This is a genomic window from Dyadobacter sp. 3J3, from assembly GCF_009801115.1.
Lineage (GTDB): Bacteria > Bacteroidota > Bacteroidia > Cytophagales > Spirosomataceae > Dyadobacter.
The window spans coordinates 401498-420644 of the sequence record NZ_VTOL01000005.1 but is presented as its reverse complement, the minus strand read 5'-3'; the positions used below and the strand labels follow the sequence as shown (position 1 = coordinate 420644).

Below are 19147 nucleotides of genomic sequence, written 5' to 3'. Positions count from 1 at the left end.
TAAAACCACGGAATAAATTCCGCGGCTATCATGTCGTTCGTGCCTATGGCACTAATTCACCAAAACATTATTGCCGCTGTCGATATCACAACCATGTGTTTCAACCCACGGAAAACAAAAAAACCACTGCAAAAAAAATGCCATAGGCATGACCGACATCATAGCCGTGGGTTTCAACCCACGGAAAATAAAAAACCACAAGCAAAGAAAAAATGCCGTAGGCATGACCGACATCATAGCCGTGGGTTTCAACCCACGGAAAATAAAAACCACGGCAAAAAAATGCCATAGGCATGACCGACATCATAGCCGTGGGTTTCAACACACGAAAAATAAAAACCACGGCAAAAAAAATGCCATAGGCATGACCGACATCATAGCCGTGGGTTTCAACACACGAAAAATAAAAACCACGGCAACAAAATGCCGTAGGCATGACCGATATCATAGCCGTGGGTTTCAACCCACGGAAAACAAAAAACCACGGCAACAAAAAAATGCCATAGGCATGACCGACATCATAGCAGTGGGTTTCAACCCACGGAAAATAAAAAACCACAAGCAAGGAAAAATGCCATAGGCATGACCGATATCATAACCGTGGGTTTCAACCCACGGAAAATAAAAACCACGGCAACAAAAAAATGCCATAGGCATGGCCGACATTATAGCCGTGGGTTTCAACCCACGGAAAATAAAAACCACGGCAAAAAAAATGTCGTAGGCATGACCGATATCATAACCGTGGGTTTCAACCCACGGAAAACAAAAACCACGGCAACAAAAAAATGCCATAGGCATGGCCGACATCATAGCCGTGGGTTTCAACCCACGGAAAATAAAAAAACCACAAGCAAAGAAAAAATGCCGTAGGCATGGCCGATATCATAGCCGTGGGTTGAAACCCACGGAAAATAAAAAAACCACGGCAAAAAAAAATGCCGTAGGCATGACCGACATCATAGCCGTGGGTTTCAACCCACGGAAAATAAAAAACCTCAAGCAAAGAAAAAATGCCGTAGGCATGACCGATATCATAGCCGTGCGTTTCAACCCACGAAAAAAAAGAAAACCATCAAACAAAAAAATACCCATTCACATAAGCGAAATGGGCATTTAGATATCATAAACAGATTTCTTATTCCTGTTTCATCAACTGTATATTAGCGATCAGCTTTACATCTTCCCCGATTAAAAGGCCACCGGTCTCTGTTAGCTGCATATAATTCAATCCAAATTCCTGGCGACTGATTCTTCCTTCCACTTCAAAACCCAATCTGATATTTCCGTCGGTATCACGTTCGGTACCACCATATTCCGCATCAAGTTCTATAGGTTTGGTTATACCTTTCAACGTAAGCAAACCTGACAGTTTGTAATGATCTCCTTTTACCTTATGAAAATAGTTTGACTGAAAAGTTATATGCGGGAACTGAGCCGCATCAAAAAAGTCAGCCGATTTTAAGTGTTCATCCCGCATATTCTGATTTGTATCAATACTATCAACATCCAGTGAGAAATGGATTTCTGCATTTTCAAAATCATTCAAATCAGAAGTCGCACCTCCTTCAAAATTCTTGAAAGAACCTGTAATTGAAGAAATTACCAAATGTTTAATTTTAAATTGCACATCAGAATGTACCGGGTCTACTATCCACTTTGTAACTGTCATAGGAATGTTAACTTTAAATTTGAAAATGCCGGCGGTAACTATTCATCACTACCGGTTCATTAATTCCGTGAATTATAGTCCTGCATCAGGTTTTGCTATAAATCTATCGTCTTGATTTCAAAAACAGAAATTAAATAAAATTAGATCATCCGTCAAAAGATTTTAATGTTTATCTAATATTCTCTTTTAGGGAATTTCTCCTCAAAGAACTTTCAATTTCACTAACTATCTAAGATTTAATTGACTAATAATTATCTTTTATATTTTAACAAGATCGTATGATGTTGTTAAAATATTGTTCATCTCTGTTATATTATTTCTTAGATGTTCAATTTTGTCATAGTTGTTTGTATTCCGTTGTAAAGAAAGTTTTAAAATGAACCCTCACACCTGATTTCCATCAATAATGCTTTCTATCTTTACATACTTTACTTAAAACGAATATTACATGAAAATGAAGGGACGCAGCATATTTACTTACAACGTATATGCGCCCACAACAATTACCACAATGCTGCGCCCAAGGCATGAAGAAGGCCAATCTATTATCAGTGAAGGTTTCCATATTGAACCGCCGATACCGTTTTCAGAATATAAGGATATATATGGCAACCCATGCCAGCGGACTATTTTGCCGGTAGGGCAGGTTACCATTACCTCAGAAGTTGTGGCACAGGTGAACCTCACAAAACAAATCCCCAATCCTTTGCCCAAATTTATGCTCGTCAGTGATTTGCCTGATGATATAATGCTTTATATTTTACCCAGCCGGTATTGCCAGTCGGATTTACACGAAATCAATATGTTGGCCTTGGAAATCGCGGGAAATCTAGTGCCTGGTTATGAGCAAGTAGAGGCAATCCGAAGCTGGATACATGATAACATTACGTACCAATATGGTGTTACGGACGCCAGTACAACGGCGGTCGATCTGGCCAGGTATCGTTTTGGCGTATGCCGGGATTTCACTCATTTGGCTATTGCACTTTGTAGAAATCTATGCATTCCGACACGGATGACCGTAGGATATCTCGACAAATTAAAAGACATAGATCTTCACGCGTGGTTTGAAGTTTATATTGGCGGAGAGTGGTATCCTTTTGATGCGGTTCAGGAAAAAACCGAAGGTTACCGCATTGAAATTGCGCATGGTCGTGATGCAGCTGATGTGGCAATGGTGACACAATATGGCAATGCAACTTTGAAATCTTTAACAGTTGAAGTAGAACTTCTTGAACCGGAACCGGATCAGAATAATTAAATATAATGTCCTTATAAAAACAGAAATCCGGATACTTCCCAGTACCCGGATTTCTGTTTTTGTATCTGAATTCTTTTAGCTTATCACACCTAGTTCCTTACCTACTTTCGTAAAGGCCGCTACTGCTTTTTCAAGATGTTCCTGCTCATGACCGGCAGAAATCTGTACACGAATACGCGCCTTCCCTTGTGGTACCACGGGATAGAAAAACCCGATCACATAAATTCCTTCATCCAGTAATTTTGCTGCGAATTGCTGAGCCAGTTTTGCATCATATAGCATAATCGGCACAATCGGATGTTCGCCGGGAAGAATGTCAAAACCTGCTTTTGTCATTTCCTCCCGGAAATATTTTGTACTGTTTTCAAGCTTGTCGCGAAGAGCTGTCGATTTTGTCAATAAATCTAAAACCTTGATCGAAGCACCAACGATTGATGGAGCAAGTGTATTGGAAAACAAATAAGGACGCGAACGCTGACGAAGAATTTCAACAATCTCTTTTTTAGCAGCCGTAAAACCTCCCGATGCGCCGCCTAGCGCTTTGCCATATGTTCCGGTGATGATATCAATTCTCCCCATAACATTACGGAATTCATGTGTTCCACGGCCTGTTTTTCCAATAAATCCGGATGCATGGCATTCATCAATCATCACCATAGCGCCATATTGTTCAGCCAGGTCACAGATTTCATCAAGACGTGCAATCGTTCCGTCCATTGAAAAAACGCCATCTGTAACAATTAAAATCCGGCGACTTCCCTGTGCATCTTTTAACTGCTGTTCCAGATCTTCCAGATTATTATGCTTGTAACGGAAACGTTTTGCTTTACACAAACGAATACCATCGATCAGCGAAGCGTGATTTAATTCATCCGAAATAATGGCATCCTGTTCGCCTAACAAAGGTTCGAAAACACCGCCATTGGCATCAAAAGCGGCTGCGTATAAAATACAATCTTCCGTTCCTAAAAACTCTGCCGTTTTACGTTCAAGTTCCTTATGAATATCCTGAGTTCCGCAGATAAAACGAACGGAAGACATACCAAAACCATGTGTCCTGATCGCGTCAATTCCAGCTTCAATTACATCCGGATGTGAGGAAAGTCCGAGGTAATTATTGGCACAAAAATTCAATACTTCCTTCCCGTTATCCGTCGCTATTTTTGCTGCCTGAGGCGTTGTAATAATGCGCTCGGTTTTATAAAGCCCGGCTTCTCTTATGCCTTCAATTTCGCCCTGAAGTTGTTCTTTAATATCTCCGTACATGTTTTTTATATTTTGAATGAATCAATAACAGAAGTTTTTAGCTTCTCACTATTTCATATTTTTTTCTCAATTCGATAATCATTTCCTCTGTCATTCTATCGAGCGAGTAAGCCGGACGCCAACCCCAATCGGCTCTGGCCTTTGAGTCATCAATTTGCTGCGGCCATGATTCGGCTATGGCCTGACGGGAATCTGGTTTATAACTTATTTCAAAATTCGGGATAATCTTACGGATACTTTCAAAAATTTCCTTTGGAGAAAAACTCATCCCCGCAAGATTGTAACCCGTTCGAACGGTAATTTTTTCCGCAGGAGCTTCCATTAAACGCACGGTCGCATCCATGGCATCATTCATGTATATCATTGGAAGCGTTGTATTTTCTTCCAAAAAACAATCAAAATGCTCGCCTTTTACAGCTTTGTGATATATATCAACGGCATAATCCGTAGTGCCACCTCCCGGCATCGATTGGTAACTGATGATGCCTGGATAGCGTAGTGAACGAATATCCATACCGTAACGATTGAAGTAATAATTTGACCAGTTTTCACCTGCCGCTTTGCTGATTCCATAAACCGTCGAAGGATCCAGATAAGAAAACTGATCTGCCAAGCCATGCACGTGAGCACCGAAAACAGCGATTGAACTTGGGTAAAATATTTTTTTTACACCATTTTCTCTTGCTACTTCGAGTACATTAAAATACGTCTGCATATTAATCTGCCAAGTGTTTAAAGGATTTTGTTCTCCTTTGGCAGATAAGATCGCGGCAAGGTGATAAATCTGTGTTATGCTATGGCATTTTACAATTTTATCCAAAGTTTTTGCATCCGTAGCGTCAAGAACCTCAAAATAATCCTGCCGCTCTGAATTTACTTTTAAATCCGAGGCAATAACCTGGCTTTCACCATACATACCACGCAAATAATCCACCAGGACAGATCCAATCTGGCCATTTGCTCCGATCACTAAAATTCGTTCAGATTTCATCTTGCAAGACTTTTATAAAGTATTAATCACTTGCAATTTTGCATTTTAAGATAATATTTTAAATAATTGCTCCCAATTTCAATAAACATTACTGCATGAGTATCAATTCAAAGAAAATTTTACTTATTGCAAGTATTCTCTTTTATAAACGCAGGAAAAATTGTGCCATCATGGAAGACATAGATAAGATAGACACTAAAATTTTACGCATTTTACAGAAAGATGCGAAGAAAACGACGAAGGAAATCGCTAATATTCTGAATCTGACTATTTCCCCAATTTACGAGCGGATCCGTCGATTGGAAAATCTTGGATTTATAAAACAATACGTCGCCATCCTTGATAAAAAACTGATAAACAGACCTATTACTACGATCTGTCAGGTTTCCATGCGCTATCACAACGAAGCATTTATTGAAAAATTTGAACAGGAAATCCAGAATCTGGATGAAGTGCAGGAATGTTACCACATGGCCGGGCAGGTCGATTTTCTTTTAAAAATCAATGTCCGGAGTCTGGACGAATACCATGATTTCGTAAAGTATAAATTATCAAAAATTGATAATATCGGCGTGCTTAATAGTACATTCGTTTTGAAGGAAATCAAACATACTTCGGAATTCTATATTTGATTTATTAAACGCAGAGTTCGGGAAGTTTTGCGCGGAGTTCGGGTGAGTTTTGTTTTTATTGTAATAATATACAAACTCACTGAGCTCTGCGAGAAACTGCGGGGCGGACCGCTCTATAAACTCAACGTTTAAATAACTTTTATTTAGACGCAAATTGGGGGTGTACTTGTCTTATTAATCTATAAAAAAAACTCAACACACCCGGCGAGAAACTCCCCAAACTCTGCGTTTAAATGTTAAATTTCAAAAGAAAAAACCCGAAAAATTGCTTTTCGGGTTTTGCACTGGATTTGGGTGGACGACGCTGTAAGATTTATAAGCTTCTTCGTGCTACTTCAAATGAAAATGTTTTGCTACCTGCTAATCCGCTTTTTGTCATTCCCTGGACAATTACGCGGTAATGCCCCGGCTGATCCGAGGTGTAAAAACTTAGCTGAGCCTTACCCTGCGCATCCGTATCAACATCCGGAGCCCAATGTAAAAGATTCCGAAAATCCGGGACACGGCTTTGAAGTTTTACCTGCGCATCATATTTCGGAGCATAAAATTCTCTCTGTACCTGGACTCCCTCATAAGGTAAAACCAAAACACGGGGATCCATTTCAAATCCAGCCAAATCGCCACGGTATGTCGACAAACTTACTATGCCGGTAAAATCTCCCCAGCCAAGATAATAATGTGCATTCATCAATTCAATCTTTTTAACTTTCAAGGGATCGAAAGCCATGATTTTATCCGTATTAAAAACCGGAATTCCATCCAGCAGAATCAGGGGATCTGTATTGAAAAGCGTTTGAGGGAAAAGTCTGTCAACCATCCTGAAATGAAATTCCTTCTGACGTCTTCTTACCATTACCCCGCGCACATATTCGCGCATAACTTCCTCCATCGTTGGAAAACGAGTATAATCATCCAGAAAATACTTTTCATCCGGTGCTCCGAAAAAGGCAACAGAATCTGCAAAAACGTATTTATTTTCTTTATATATTTTTGGCAAAAATGAATTGCCAGTCTGCATATTAACCGTGCGGGTTAGCAGTTGATTTTCCTGTTTTTTATCAAAAAAGAAGGATTTCAACCCAACTTTCAGCGGTTGTTTTGAAAACGGATTCGCCATCTCAAAACGATAAGTACTATCCAAACTAAGATTTGTCTGAATCGTTATTTCCTTCGGTCCGAAAAACTCTTTGACTTCAAAGCGTATCGTTCCGGAAGCATCACTTTGCGCATAATATAATCTGGCCGGAAAATCGGGAGCGGCAAGATACGTTCCTATTCCTCTTGCCGGTTCGTTGGAAATCGTGTTAAAAACTTTACCATAAATAAAATGACCGTCAAATTCAGGGAGATTTGCAAACGATACCGGTGCTTTTGAAAAAACATCATCCCACTTGAATCGTCGCCATCCTTGGGTGATCATCAGATTATCCAGATCAGCATCTACTTCTTTGCTATTCCTTTTGGAGTAATATTCCGGAGACTCCACATTTCCTTTTAAATCCGAGGACAGATATAAATAACTCCCGATGTTTTCCTGGTCATCATTTTGAATGGAATCTGTCAGAAATACAGAAACAGAAAGATTGGCCATTTCTGCAATTCCGGCGTCATTAGCCGAACTCAGATCCATAATTACTTTATCCCGCGTTATGTATTCCTGCTTGCTGACTTTCCCATCAAGTACAAAATCCTTTGCAGGACGTTTGAAATATAATCTTTCAGCAACAGGTTTACCCAATAAATTAAAAACAGTGATCTGGCTGATACCATCTCCCATTTTATTTTTATCAAAAACAAAAATAGCTTTTCCGGCAGTCAGAGGTTTCGATTCAGCATAACTGTTTGACTGACGGGTGTGGACAAATAAGCTGACGCTATTTTCCAATCTTTCTGCTTGTGTAGTAACACTTACTTTGATCAGATTTGCCGTAGAATCCTTAACCTGCATTACATAACCCTGTTCCTGAACTTCCGGAAGTTTGTATGTACTGCTTTTCCCTTTTGAATCTTTAACCAAAATCCGGTATTCATTTCCAGCAGCAGGCTTGAACATAAAACTGCCGATCCCGAATTTTTTTGGTGAAAACCTGACCAGCGTGTCATTATTCTGATTGACCAAAACGCCATTGAAATCTATCCCTTTGCCGTCACTTGCCACAGCACGGAAACCGATTTTGCTTTCAATATTCCTTACCAATTGCCCTCCTTCCGGAAAAAACTGAATATCATATGTAACTTCCTGCTTTTCATCCGGATTAGGATCAAATTTGACAAATGGATTTACGACTGAAATTGTCGTTTCGAAAAAATAATCTGAACTGAAATTTTTCATCCAGTTGGTATAACATCTTACTTTATAATTTCCGCTGGCGATGGAGGACGGTATTATCAAAGAGCCATTTCCTTTGCCACCCAGTAATGAAAACTTGGTCTGGATCACAGCATTTTGCTCCCTATCCATTACTTCCAGATAGGCAATTTTGCTCAAATCCATAAATTGATTTGAAGCTCCATTTATGTCATAAGCTTTAAACCACATCGTTTCTCCCACCACGTAAAAACTGCGGTCAAGGTGTAAATACAATTTTTCCTGAATGGCCTTTTGGCTATACAGCTGGAATTTTTTTTCTACCTCGGAAGAATTATTATCTTGCCCTTTTACCAAAAAAGGGAAATATAACAAGCTGAGGAATAACCATATGAATCTTTTGTAATTCACGTTTTGATATCGTTATGGTAAATATTATGGCCAAAAAGACGGCTTTGTTGTAGTTCCACCCTGCACCCGACAGTCTGCACAAAATTCGCTACTGTAAAGGACAGAATCCTGCTTTGCACCTGCCGTGTTTAACAAAACCTGCGACGGTGATGATTTTAGAGCATCAGCAATTGATAAGGAATCTGGCATTGGACAAGTCGGATAAGACCCTAAACCTGGTTGGACAAATATCCTTTTTGACTGTTCGACGGCTACGCTGAAATAGCCAAAAACCAACTCCTTCGCATTCGTTGTACTTTTAAAATTACCGGTTACTTGTGAGGGCAGCGGATCAAATATACTTCCTGTTCCTTCGGTAGTTTTAGCAAGGCTCGTCCAGTATTCAAAAGCATCCTGCGTAAGGCCATACTGCTTTACTAAAATACTATATCCAAAATAAAGCTTATTTGTGGAAGTCAAAACTGTGGTAAGCGGAAGATCTTTAATGATATCCTGAGACAATTTTATGGTAGAACCCAACAGGATATTTCCTGACTTTATGGTTCGCCAGCATACATTAATATTATTTCTTCTTCCGATAAGTTGGTTATTAAAAAGTTCCAGGCCTGAGTAATAAGCAGTTCTATACTCCCAGGTCTCTTCAAATTTCCATCTGTAAAAACGTGTCTGATTACTTGGATCATGCGTATTGACATTCATTACACCACCTTGCTGGCGGCTGTCATATTTGTATGCTACACTATCGATCGGCGGAGTGTTTTTTACTTCAACATAATCAGAAAGATATTCCTTACCACCTTTTATTTTAATACGCAGCCGATACTTTGACGATTTATTGAAATTTTGCGGCGGTAAAAAGTACGTCCCATTTCCTTTTTCAATAAAAGAAAACGTCGACCCCTTATCTTCCTCTGCCGTTATAGTCGCGCCTGTTTCATTGAGCACAGCCTCGTTAGCACTTGCGTTTTGCGTGTGGCTCAAATTAATCCGGCTACTATCAGAACCTACATTTAAAAAGCCATCTATTACCAAATATTGTTCATCCGAATTAATTTCCGGAGGAGAAAACGGCTCAACGCAGCTATATAGTATCAGTAGTAAAGTGACGAAACTGCCAGCCAATAAGCAGTACTTTTTTATCCTTTTCATTTAAAATCTGAAGTTATAGGTAATTGTTGGAATCGGACGCCCAAAAATTGAGAGCTGATACCCGTTTACCTGTCCATTTACAGTCTGAAAATATACCGATGAAGGGTTTTTCCGACCTAATAAATTATAAACCGCAACCGTCCATGAGCTATGGGCTAGCTTTTTAACACGGTGATTTCCTTCAATATTAACAGCCATATCGGCACGGTAATAATCAGGAATTCTGTACTGGTTTCTGTCTGCATAATAAACCCGCTCTGCGCCATCGATAATGTATTTACCAATTGGGGGTGTATAAGGGCGGCCAGTGCTGTAAGTAAAATTGAAGGATAAACTGATGCGATGGGTAAACCGATAATTGGTGATCATCGTAAAATCATGAGGCTTGTCATAATTGCTCGGATAATAATTTCCTTTGTTGGGAGCATCCGGAGAATCACGGTCAAGGGCGCGCAGAAGTGTCCGCGAGTACGTGTAACCGATCCATCCATTCAGTTTTCCTGTCATTTTCTTAACCATGAGCTCAACCCCGTAGGCTTTCCCTTGTGTACCCAAAACGGCCGCTTCAATACGCGGGTTCATGATCAGCGAATCACCACCTTTGTAATCAAGGAAGTTGTGGATCTTTTTGTAATATCCTTCCAGGGAAACTTCCACTTTATTTCCCCTCAGGTTTTTATATAGCCCGACAGAAAGCTGATCTCCCGTTTGTGGTTTAATAAACTGGTCACTCAGTTTCCAGATATCTGTTGGTGAAACTGTCATCGTATTTGTAAGCAAATGGATGTACTGACGCAAGGTATTATAACTTACTTTCAGCGCCAGATTGTCATAAATCGTGTAGCGCATGGACAGCCTGTATTCCGGGCCTCCATATCCTTTGATCTTTTTACCGGAAGCATAGGTTTGCGTTCCGTCTTCGTAAATTTTATCAATCGGATAGCCCGCCACATATTTGTTTACCGTTCTTGGTCCGAGATATTGATAAAAAGAATAACGTAAACCTGCATTGATTGAAAGGCGCGGACTAACCTCAAATTTGTCTTCAATATAAAGCGCACTTTCCGAAGCCTGTTCCTGCTGCAACTTTTCCGATATCACAAGAGACTGCTCTCCCCTTGGTGTAAAAGACCCCGGATGAAGTTTGTAATAAATAGAACTTAACCCAAAATTCAACGTGTGTTTTGGATTCAGAATATAATTAAAATCTGCTTTAAACTGCGACTGGTTAATGTCAAATTTCAGATCGAAAGCATTGAGCGGCAAGCCCTGGCTTTCCGTGTGATATTTATATTGACTATGTGTTGCTGTAAATTCGCTATAAAGACGGGAATTGAAGGTATGCTTCCATTTAATGGCACCGAGCTGATTTTGATACGAATATGTGGTATCACCAAATAATCTAAATCTGTCCTTGCTCATATAGGCTGTAACCAGAATACTGTTTTTCTGATTGATCTCATGACTTATCTGCAAGTTCAGATCATAAAAATTAGCAGCACTTTTATTGTATTTGTTATCATCCAGGCGTTTTAAAATCCAGTTTGAATACGTTGACCGGCCGCCAAGAATAAAGGAAGTCTTATCTTTTATGATCGGTCCTTCCAGCGTAAGTCTTCCTGTAACCAGGCCAATTCCACCAGACGCTACAAATTTCTTTTTATTCCCTTCGCGACTATTGATATCCAGTACAGAAGACAATCTGCCTCCATATTTTGAAGGAATCGTACTTTTATATAATTCAACATCTTTTAAAACATCAGGATTGAACGCTGAGAAAAACCCGAAAAGGTGTGATGGATTGTAAATTACGGCATCATTAAAAAGAATCAGGTTTTGGTCCGTAGAACCTCCTCGAACATTTAGTCCCGTACTATTTTCTCCTACTGATTTTACACCAGGAAGTGTCAAAACGGTCCGTAATAAATCGGTTTCACCAAAAACGGTTGGTACCTGTTTCAGGTTTTTGATCGTCAGTTTCACCTGGCCCATATCCGTACTGACCACGTTTTTGTCCATGCCAGCCTTTACAAAAACCTCTTTAAGTGCTATAACGCTTTCACGCATTTCAATATCCAGTTTTCCGTCGGAATAAAGAACCACCTGACGCTGTGTCTCGCGCATACCAAAACTTTTGATTTTCAGTTTTTGCTTGCCGCGAGGAATTGTCAGGGAATAAAAACCAAGTGCATCGGTTGTCACACCAATGGAAGGCGTTTCAATAAAAACCGCTGCACCGATTACGGGCTCTCCGGTAACAGAACTGCGTACGTATCCGGTTATTGTTGAATTTCCCGGCGGGATTTTATACCGCTTCACTCCAATTTCATGGACTTTACTTTCGGCCGTTGACAGCAACTTTTCCTGCACCTCATTGTCAGGCCCCACGTACGCAATAGGCTCTGCTGCTTCTGAACTATTGGGATTAAACAAACCTGGTTGCAGCTGCGTGATGATCTTCTGGCCTTCGGTAATATAAACCCGTTTGCCTGCATCCAGCGCATAGGTAAAATCCGAACCGCGAAAAACCTGATCCAAAACCGTTCTGATCGTTTGATCTTTTACATCAAGATCGATGGTAAGACTGTCGAACCGTGCGGCATCATAATAGAAAAAATAGCCGGTCTGTTTTTCCACATCTTTGACAAAATCGTTGAAACGTGCAGAATCAAGATGGATTGTGATACGCGGCTCCGCGACATTCTGCCCCCTGGCTAGCTGGGAGAAAAAAAGGACACAAATAAGAATCGTAAAGTTTCTGAATATTTTCATTGTTTAGTTAATTCGTCATAGCGTGCAACCATCGTTACAATTGCCCTTTCACGATCTTTCCGAAATTTGATATTTTGCTCACGTAAAGCCTTACGTAATTCTGCTTTCTGTTTAGGAAAAAGTCTGGTCACTGACTTTTTGGTATGTACGCTGTTATATTTTCCATTGGAATAGATGTAGTAAAAATTCTTCTGCGGAAATAAAGCAATGACTTTCCTTTCGTTAATTTTCTCCTGACGCTGTTTTATTCTGCGTGCAAGTGTTTTTGATTTACCGTTATAAATAAGGTCATAAAAACCTGTCGGCATTTCCGGACTGATATCTTTTCCAGATTTAAGGTTCAGATAATTGTGATCGTAAATTGTAAAAAAATTGACTTTTGGAGATTGAAGTATTATAGGTTCAAAACCATTGATATGTTTTATAACCAACTCATCTTTAACGATATCATACAGCATAGGAATACTATCATACCGCTGTCCGTCATAAAAAACAGCTCCCTTTTCAAATTTCCGGTCAATGAAAAACTGATGTTCTTCTTCCCTCGAATCATAAATATAATATAGACGCCCGTTGTAAAGATTTTGCACATCTTTTGTAGCGGCTCTATAAAGTGACAAAGGATATGCCGGTACATCGGACGGAACAGAAGGGTGCAAGGATGCGATTTGCCCATAAGTATTTACCGCAATGAGATAAATCAGAAAAAAGCAGAAAGTAAAAATTCTCATATATCGATATCACTTTTATCTTCTTACGAAGCAAACCCATTGTTTGTGGCAAAAATCATTTTATGTGTTAAAGGTATTAAAATTAGTTACTTACTATATACTTGGAAAATTTATTTCTAAAAAGAATAAAATCTTAATTCTACACCGTTCTATAAAAATACTTCTGTTCACTACCCAAATTTGCTTAATGCTCCTAACTTTGGTGTTGGAAATGAACACACTTTCATTCAATCTCTTATATACCTATATTATTCATGAAAATACTTATTACCGGTGGAGCCGGATTTGTTGGATCGGCACTGGCGATATCACTCAAACTAAATTATCCTGATTACGAGATTTTCGCACTCGACAATTTAAAACGTCGCGGTTCGGAACTGAACCTTAGCAGGTTAAAGCAAGCCGGAGTAGAGTTTGTGCATGGTGATATTCGCAACAAAGAAGATTTCGACGCTTTTCCAGCGGTTGATACTGTCATTGAAGCATCAGCTGAACCATCCGTTTTGGCAGGATTGGACGGAACTCCTGATTACCTGATCAACACCAATCTTGTTGGAACGGTTAACTGCCTGAACTACGCGCTTAAACATAAAGCTGCATTCATATTTCTTTCAACAAGTCGTGTTTATCCGATTAAAACAATCGAAACACTGAATTTTGTTGAAGAAGAAACAAGATTTTCTCTGGCTGACGATCAGCCCGTTCCAGGTGTTTCTTCAAAAGGAATTTCCGAAGATTTTCCGTTAAATGGTGCCCGTTCTCTATACGGAACTACCAAACTGGCTTCTGAACTGATCATTCAGGAATACAACGAGTTTTACAATTTACGTACTGTTATCAACCGCTGCGGCGTGATCACGGGTCCATGGCAAATGGGAAAAGTGGATCAGGGCGTGATGGTACTTTGGATTGCAAAACATTATTTCGAGCAGCAATTAGGATATTTTGGTTACGGCGGAACAGGGAAACAAATGCGTGATATGCTTCACGTGGCTGATTTATACCGTTTGATCGACTGGCAGCTTCACAATCTTGACAAAGTAAATGGAGAAATCCTGAATGCAGGTGGTGGTTTGCAAAGCAGCGCGTCGTTGCAGGAACTTACAAAAATCTGCCAGGAAGTAACTGGAAAAACAATTCCGATCAAAGTTGTTCCGGAAACACGGACAGCAGATATACGTCTGTATTTGACAGATAATACAAAGGTAACTGCCATGACTGGCTGGGAACCTAAAATCGGAATTCGCCAGATTGTTGAAGAAATCACTGCATGGTTAGCTGAAAACGAAAAGGATTTAGCGCCAATTTTGAAATAGAATAAACACAAAGCGCACTAAGTTTTACACAAAGAAAAACAAGGGTTATATTATTATAATTTGTACCCTTCGTGTAAAACTTAGTGATCTTAGTGGTTAAAAAACCAGGCACCAGATAAGTTTGGTATACGATTTGTAGAGGTTGATTCAGGCGCATAAATGTTCAGGCGCCGTGCGCCAGAATTAAATCACAAATTTTCCATGAAAATAATCGAATGCCCACGCGATGCATGGCAGGGCCATCATCCCTTCATCCCCACTGATCAAAAAGTTGAATATCTGAACAAACTCCTTCGTATCGGATTCGACACAATTGACTTTGGAAGTTTTGTTTCCGCAAAAGCGATGCCTCAGGTAAGCGATACTGCTCAAATTGTTTCCAAACTTAATCTTTCCAATTCTACAACAAAACTTCTGGCGATTGTTGCCAATGAAAGAGGCGCAGCAGAGGCTTGTGCTATTGAGGAGATAAGTTATTTGGGTTATCCGTTTTCAATTTCTGAAACATTTCAGCTGCGAAATACCAACGCGACTATTGAACAATCCTTAAAACGTGTTCAGGAAATCCAGAAATTATGTCAGCAAAAAAATAAAAAACTGGTCATTTACATTTCGATGGGATTTGGAAATCCTTATGGTGATTTGTGGAATTCTGAAATTGTTTTACAATGGATTGAAAAATTATCTGCGCTTGGAATAACTATTTTCTCACTTGCTGATACGGTCGGTTTAGCATCAGCTGACAATATCAGTTCTTTGTTCAGCCAGTTAATCCCTGCAAATTCTGATCTGGAATTTGGTGCCCATTTTCATACAAAACCTGAAGAGTGGAAAATTAAAATAGAAGCGGCTTATCACGCAGGTTGCCGAAGATTTGACGGAGCTATATTGGGTTATGGTGGTTGTCCAATGGCTCAGGATGATCTGGTTGGAAATATGCCAACGGAACGACTGCTTGATTTTATGATTGAGAAAAAAGAACCGAATTTGCTGGATTTGAACGCGTTTGATGAGGCTAAGGAAATGTTTTTAAGGTTGATTTGAAGCGAATACTAATTGATCATTAGTCTGGATTACCAGTGATCAGTTGATACTGAAGCCTAAGTTCCGGGTTCACATATCTTCTTTCTCTAATAGATCCGGTCACACGGCCAATTGAAGTATAGACATTATCCTTATTAACCGCCAAGATAGAGCTATCAGGGCAATAATACTCTATGTGACTAGGGCTTGCGGACAGTGACATTTCTCCGTTCTCCGAAAATAAATTCCATTCAATCGTTACACAACTTTCGCTTATTTTACTTTCTACCTTCCTCACTGCACCTGAAATTTCTCCTTCTTCAATGAAATATCCCTTGATAAAATCGCCAAAAATATCTTCAAGAATTATTAAACCCGAAAAATCCACAAACGCATCAAAGCTTTCCTGATATTTAGTATCTGGAAGTCTGGTCATAATTTCAAATTCATACATTCCGTCCGTTTTTGAAACAATAAAAAAAGACATCCCTTCATAGCTGGACCGACCAGTATCACTGATTATAAAAATTCGCTTCTTCAGAAAAAATGGAACTGTCATTTTTTCAACACCTTCATATATCGAAAGACTTGCATGCTTCCAAAGAATCACCTTTTCCTTATTTGCTATCCCCTGACTCTCTGTATAATCAGAAGGCTTACTTTTTAGTAACTGATTATAAGCGGACTCAATTGCGTCCAAATCTATATTTTCACCAAAGTCGTCCATAATCTGTTATTCTTGAAGATTCATAATCAAGTAAATAAAGTAATCTCGAAGCACAATGAAAACATTTTTGTTAAAGATTTGCTGCAAATTTTAATTTGATATTAGCAAAAAATTATTCCAAAATCTTACTTTTTTCTTTATTTGAATTAAGTAAATACCCCAAAGAAAAATGATGCGACCAACCCAGTTGCGGATGCGTGTGAACCGCATAATCAATATGAAATTTAATTCCTTTGAAACCGATTCCAAAATGATTGGTTTGCGGTCGTGATGCAATTCCCGTTCTTACAAAGAAATTGGGCAGCACTTCATATTCCAATCCTGCCCGGAAATTTAGTCGATAAGTCGTAACTTTTTCAATTTCCGCACTTAGCTGAATAGTTTTTGAAGGTTTATACAAAAATCCGGTTTTTAGTGCCGTATCAATTTGCTCATGGTTTTCACCTGAATAATGTGATTGCGTAACATTAAACATATGTGCACCAAAATACAGTTTCGAAGAAATCATTGCAATTCCCCCAAATTCAAAAACCAGTGCTTTTTTGCTTAATGTAATCGTTGAAGAATTGATAGCCGTTTGTAGATAATTGATTTTTAATCCCAAACTGAACCGGTTAATCCTGTGTCCCGCACCCATTCCGATTGCAATCTGATTATAAGTTTTATCTCCAAAACGCTGAATGGAAAAGCCGGTTCCCAGATCTTTTGATAACGGAATAACGGCACCAAAACCCAATGTATTTATTCCGTCAAAACCGTAATGAGAATCGTAAGTGGAGAAAATCGTTGGATTGGAAATCCCGGCGAGACCGGCTATGTTATTTCCAATGGCGTAATAATCGGAACGGGCAACGGTGGCATTTGCCAAACCCCAAGCTCTTGCACCGATGGGAAAGGGATTCCCATCGGCGAAGCTTTTAAAGGATATTATCGAAAAAATAACGAAGGATCGAAGGAAGTTTTTCTGTCGAGTAAAATATGCAGATTGCTCTTTCATATTTACCAAACCAGTAAAATGCTATTTCAAAAAACTATATCACGAATTGAATTTGCGTTTGACAATATTCAGCAAGGCCAAAACAGCTTCTCCGTTTACGTCCCAGGCATATTTAGATGCATAACGATGCCAGATCAGATTTTCCGCTTCTTCATAGCTTTTTACAAGATCAAGCTCATAAATCGCTTTGTCAAAATGTTCGCTGTTCTTACTGAAAAGTTGATTGACAAACATAAAACGCTGACCCAAAGGAATAGATCCTGCAATACTTTCCACCTTAACCTGAACATTTCCATACCGGTTTTCCTCAGAAGGTTTCTGAACATCTACTTTGAAACGACTATTCAAAGATTCTCTTTCGGAAGAATGCGTTTGTGAAACGATATTGGAGAGAATTTCCACTCCCGGTTCTGCACGTTGTGGGACAGGTGAAGCAGATGGCATTGATGGTTTAATGGCATCAATTTCAGAAAGTGCGGAATCAAAAAACGATTTCGGTTCTTGTCTGCCACCCGTTGGGGCTGGGGGATATACCGGATTATTTACCGGCAATAATTCCGAAGAATCAAGATCCAGAATCTGGGAAAACTTGCTTACATAAGGCGTAACATCATCCAGAATTTCAGCATTACTTTTCACTTCATACAACCAGCCAATCACCTGCGTCATATAAACAGAATCGGAATTACTTTCGGAAAGACGTTGTGCTAATGCTTTGGCAATACCATTATGGATTTGGGTGTATTTTGAAAGCTGCTCCGCCTTTTCTGCTGTGAAAACAGATTCCGGCATTGCTCTTAATTTGTCTTCAAAATAAACCTCCGGCGTATAAATAAGTGTTATTGTATCTTTTACTGAGTCCAGAAGCAAAGGTTCAAGATCCGCACGTTTTACAGATATGTTTTGAGAAACAGTATTCATAAAAGCCTGCAAGGCAGCTTTTACTTCTTCACTTTCAAAATCAAAATAAATACTCCGAAAAGCCTGAGCGTTATTTTTCCACTGGTCAAACAGACGATTTAATACACCCAGATTCACCTGACGAACCGGTGTGAGTTTAAGTAATTCCGAGCCTTTTACAACAGCCTGATTACGATACACTTCGTTCAGGACAGTTGCCGTGAAACGGGAAGCATATTGGTTTAGAGCATTTGGATTCAAACTATTCGGCATAACGAATACGAGCTTTGTAACGAGAGTGTTTAAAAAATGTGTTTGATTTGTAAAGATAATTAAAAAATGGCTGTTCGGGCAGTCAATTACAGATTCAACTTATTACACGGCTGCTATGTTTATCGAGCCTTCTCATACGAGACACCACCAACACCCGCGCACCGGATGGATTGAGGTTATCTGCGGATCTATGTTTTCGGGAAAAACCGAAGAGCTGATCCGTAGACTTAATCGTGCCAAAATTGCGCGCCAAAGAATACAAATCTTCAAACCTGCTTTGGATAAACGATACCATGTGGAGAACATTGTTTCGCACAACGAGAATTCCGTGGAAGCCACGCCGGTTGATCTGTCAGCAGAAATCATTTCACTATCTGAAAATGCAGAGGTGATCGGATTGGATGAAGCACAGTTTTTTGATGACTCTATTATAAGTGTCTGCGATGCTCTCGCCAATGCTGGAAAGCGCGTGATCATCGCCGGACTTGATCTGGATTACCTTGGAAAACCCTTCGGATGTATGCCTCAGTTGATGGCAATCGCAGAATATGTTACCAAAGTTCATGCCATTTGCATGGTCTGTGGCGAAGTGGCTTCTCACTCCTACCGGCTTTCTTCTTCCAATGAAAAGGTACTTTTGGGAGAAACTGATTTGTACGAAGCGCGGTGCAGAAGATGTTTTAATCTGGGAGAAGACGCTTATGATCAGCCTTGTTAA

At 39.6% G+C, this 19147-nt stretch carries 17 protein-coding genes; 6 read left to right on the top strand and 11 right to left on the bottom strand.

Going from position 1 to position 19147, the window contains the following annotated elements:
• Positions 1–100 precede the first annotated feature (100 nt).
• Positions 101–565, bottom strand: a complete 465-nt coding sequence (locus FZF08_RS13685) for a hypothetical protein (RefSeq protein ID WP_159469615.1) — start codon at positions 563–565, stop codon at positions 101–103.
• 234 nt (positions 566–799) lie between these two features.
• Here FZF08_RS13685 and FZF08_RS13680 point away from each other — a divergent pair, with 234 nt between their 5' ends.
• Positions 800–1120, top strand: a complete 321-nt coding sequence (locus FZF08_RS13680; RefSeq protein ID WP_159469614.1) for a hypothetical protein — start codon at positions 800–802, stop codon at positions 1118–1120.
• An 18-nt stretch (positions 1121–1138) separates the two neighbouring features.
• Here FZF08_RS13680 and FZF08_RS13675 read toward each other — a convergent pair whose 3' ends face one another.
• Positions 1139–1672, bottom strand: a complete 534-nt coding sequence (locus tag FZF08_RS13675) for a YceI family protein (RefSeq protein WP_159469612.1) — start codon at positions 1670–1672, stop codon at positions 1139–1141.
• A gap of 448 nt (positions 1673–2120) precedes the next feature.
• On the opposite strand from FZF08_RS13675, the gene FZF08_RS13670 reads away from it, so the two are divergent.
• Positions 2121–2933 carry a transglutaminase family protein gene (locus FZF08_RS13670; RefSeq protein WP_159469610.1) on the top strand — a complete coding sequence of 271 codons (813 nt, stop codon included), beginning with the start codon at positions 2121–2123 and terminating at the stop codon, positions 2931–2933.
• A 75-nt stretch (positions 2934–3008) separates the two neighbouring features.
• Here FZF08_RS13670 and kbl read toward each other — a convergent pair whose 3' ends face one another.
• Together kbl and FZF08_RS13660 are read right to left on the bottom strand one after the other, a co-directional pair.
• Positions 3009–4199: a glycine C-acetyltransferase gene (gene kbl / locus FZF08_RS13665; protein WP_159469608.1), complete on the bottom strand. Its 1191-nt coding sequence runs from the start codon at positions 4197–4199 to the stop codon at positions 3009–3011.
• Between the two features lie 37 nt (positions 4200–4236).
• Complete coding sequence (locus FZF08_RS13660) at positions 4237–5190, bottom strand: NAD-dependent epimerase/dehydratase family protein (RefSeq protein ID WP_159469606.1); 954 nt, start codon at positions 5188–5190, stop codon at positions 4237–4239.
• 170 nt (positions 5191–5360) lie between these two features.
• Between FZF08_RS13660 and FZF08_RS13655 the strand changes: the two genes are divergently transcribed.
• Positions 5361–5822, top strand: coding sequence for an Lrp/AsnC family transcriptional regulator (locus FZF08_RS13655; protein WP_137342239.1), 462 nt, complete (start codon positions 5361–5363; stop codon positions 5820–5822).
• 313 nt (positions 5823–6135) lie between these two features.
• Here the strand turns inward: FZF08_RS13655 and FZF08_RS13650 are convergent, their stop codons facing one another.
• The 4 genes from FZF08_RS13650 to FZF08_RS13635 form a co-directional block, all read right to left on the bottom strand.
• A complete protein-coding gene (locus tag FZF08_RS13650) occupies positions 6136–8487 on the bottom strand; it encodes a hypothetical protein (RefSeq protein WP_159469604.1) in 2352 nt (783 codons plus the stop codon).
• A 78-nt stretch (positions 8488–8565) separates the two neighbouring features.
• Positions 8566–9690, bottom strand: a complete 1125-nt coding sequence (locus FZF08_RS13645; RefSeq protein WP_159469602.1) for a DUF4249 domain-containing protein — start codon at positions 9688–9690, stop codon at positions 8566–8568.
• Positions 9691–12462, bottom strand: a complete 2772-nt coding sequence (locus FZF08_RS13640; protein WP_159469600.1) for a TonB-dependent receptor — start codon at positions 12460–12462, stop codon at positions 9691–9693.
• Positions 12459–13193 (bottom strand): hypothetical protein, encoded by a 735-nt coding sequence (locus FZF08_RS13635; RefSeq protein WP_229216520.1) that lies wholly within the window; start codon positions 13191–13193, stop codon positions 12459–12461. Before FZF08_RS13635 ends, FZF08_RS13640 begins: the two co-directional genes overlap by 4 nt.
• Positions 13194–13447: 254 nt before the next feature.
• Between FZF08_RS13635 and FZF08_RS13630 the strand changes: the two genes are divergently transcribed.
• Complete coding sequence (locus FZF08_RS13630; RefSeq protein ID WP_159469598.1) at positions 13448–14509, top strand: NAD-dependent epimerase/dehydratase family protein; 1062 nt, start codon at positions 13448–13450, stop codon at positions 14507–14509.
• 201 nt (positions 14510–14710) lie between these two features.
• Positions 14711–15553 carry a hydroxymethylglutaryl-CoA lyase gene (locus FZF08_RS13625; protein ID WP_159469596.1) on the top strand — a complete coding sequence of 281 codons (843 nt, stop codon included), beginning with the start codon at positions 14711–14713 and terminating at the stop codon, positions 15551–15553.
• A gap of 19 nt (positions 15554–15572) precedes the next feature.
• On the opposite strand, the gene FZF08_RS13620 is transcribed toward FZF08_RS13625, so the two are convergent.
• The 3 genes from FZF08_RS13620 to FZF08_RS13610 form a co-directional block, all read right to left on the bottom strand.
• Positions 15573–16259: a hypothetical protein gene (locus tag FZF08_RS13620; protein ID WP_159469594.1), complete on the bottom strand. Its 687-nt coding sequence runs from the start codon at positions 16257–16259 to the stop codon at positions 15573–15575.
• Between the two features lie 112 nt (positions 16260–16371).
• Positions 16372–17256, bottom strand: a complete 885-nt coding sequence (locus FZF08_RS13615) for a hypothetical protein (protein ID WP_159469592.1) — start codon at positions 17254–17256, stop codon at positions 16372–16374.
• Positions 17257–17295: 39 nt separating this feature from the next.
• Positions 17296–18429, bottom strand: a complete 1134-nt coding sequence (locus FZF08_RS13610) for a hypothetical protein (RefSeq protein WP_159469590.1) — start codon at positions 18427–18429, stop codon at positions 17296–17298.
• A gap of 115 nt (positions 18430–18544) precedes the next feature.
• Here FZF08_RS13610 and FZF08_RS13605 point away from each other — a divergent pair, with 115 nt between their 5' ends.
• Positions 18545–19147 carry a thymidine kinase gene (locus FZF08_RS13605; protein ID WP_159469588.1) on the top strand — a complete coding sequence of 201 codons (603 nt, stop codon included), beginning with the start codon at positions 18545–18547 and terminating at the stop codon, positions 19145–19147.

Excerpts from the sequence above, each read along its gene's own strand:
- FZF08_RS13680 (WP_159469614.1), top strand. The coding sequence starts at position 800 with ATGGCCGACATCATAGCCGTGGGTTTCAACCCACGGAAAATAAAAAAA.
- FZF08_RS13675 (WP_159469612.1), bottom strand. The coding sequence starts at position 1,672 with ATGACAGTTACAAAGTGGATAGTAGACCCGGTACATTCTGATGTGCAA.
- FZF08_RS13670 (WP_159469610.1), top strand. The coding sequence starts at position 2,121 with ATGAAAATGAAGGGACGCAGCATATTTACTTACAACGTATATGCGCCC.
- kbl (WP_159469608.1), bottom strand. The coding sequence starts at position 4,199 with ATGTACGGAGATATTAAAGAACAACTTCAGGGCGAAATTGAAGGCATA.
- FZF08_RS13660 (WP_159469606.1), bottom strand. The coding sequence starts at position 5,190 with ATGAAATCTGAACGAATTTTAGTGATCGGAGCAAATGGCCAGATTGGA.
- FZF08_RS13655 (WP_137342239.1), top strand. The coding sequence starts at position 5,361 with ATGGAAGACATAGATAAGATAGACACTAAAATTTTACGCATTTTACAG.
- FZF08_RS13645 (WP_159469602.1), bottom strand. The coding sequence starts at position 9,690 with ATGAAAAGGATAAAAAAGTACTGCTTATTGGCTGGCAGTTTCGTCACT.
- FZF08_RS13640 (WP_159469600.1), bottom strand. The coding sequence starts at position 12,462 with ATGAAAATATTCAGAAACTTTACGATTCTTATTTGTGTCCTTTTTTTC.
- FZF08_RS13635 (WP_229216520.1), bottom strand. The coding sequence starts at position 13,193 with ATGAGAATTTTTACTTTCTGCTTTTTTCTGATTTATCTCATTGCGGTA.
- FZF08_RS13630 (WP_159469598.1), top strand. The coding sequence starts at position 13,448 with ATGAAAATACTTATTACCGGTGGAGCCGGATTTGTTGGATCGGCACTG.
- FZF08_RS13625 (WP_159469596.1), top strand. The coding sequence starts at position 14,711 with ATGAAAATAATCGAATGCCCACGCGATGCATGGCAGGGCCATCATCCC.
- FZF08_RS13620 (WP_159469594.1), bottom strand. The coding sequence starts at position 16,259 with ATGGACGACTTTGGTGAAAATATAGATTTGGACGCAATTGAGTCCGCT.
- FZF08_RS13615 (WP_159469592.1), bottom strand. The coding sequence starts at position 17,256 with ATGAAAGAGCAATCTGCATATTTTACTCGACAGAAAAACTTCCTTCGA.
- FZF08_RS13610 (WP_159469590.1), bottom strand. The coding sequence starts at position 18,429 with ATGCCGAATAGTTTGAATCCAAATGCTCTAAACCAATATGCTTCCCGT.
- FZF08_RS13605 (WP_159469588.1), top strand. The coding sequence starts at position 18,545 with ATGTTTATCGAGCCTTCTCATACGAGACACCACCAACACCCGCGCACC.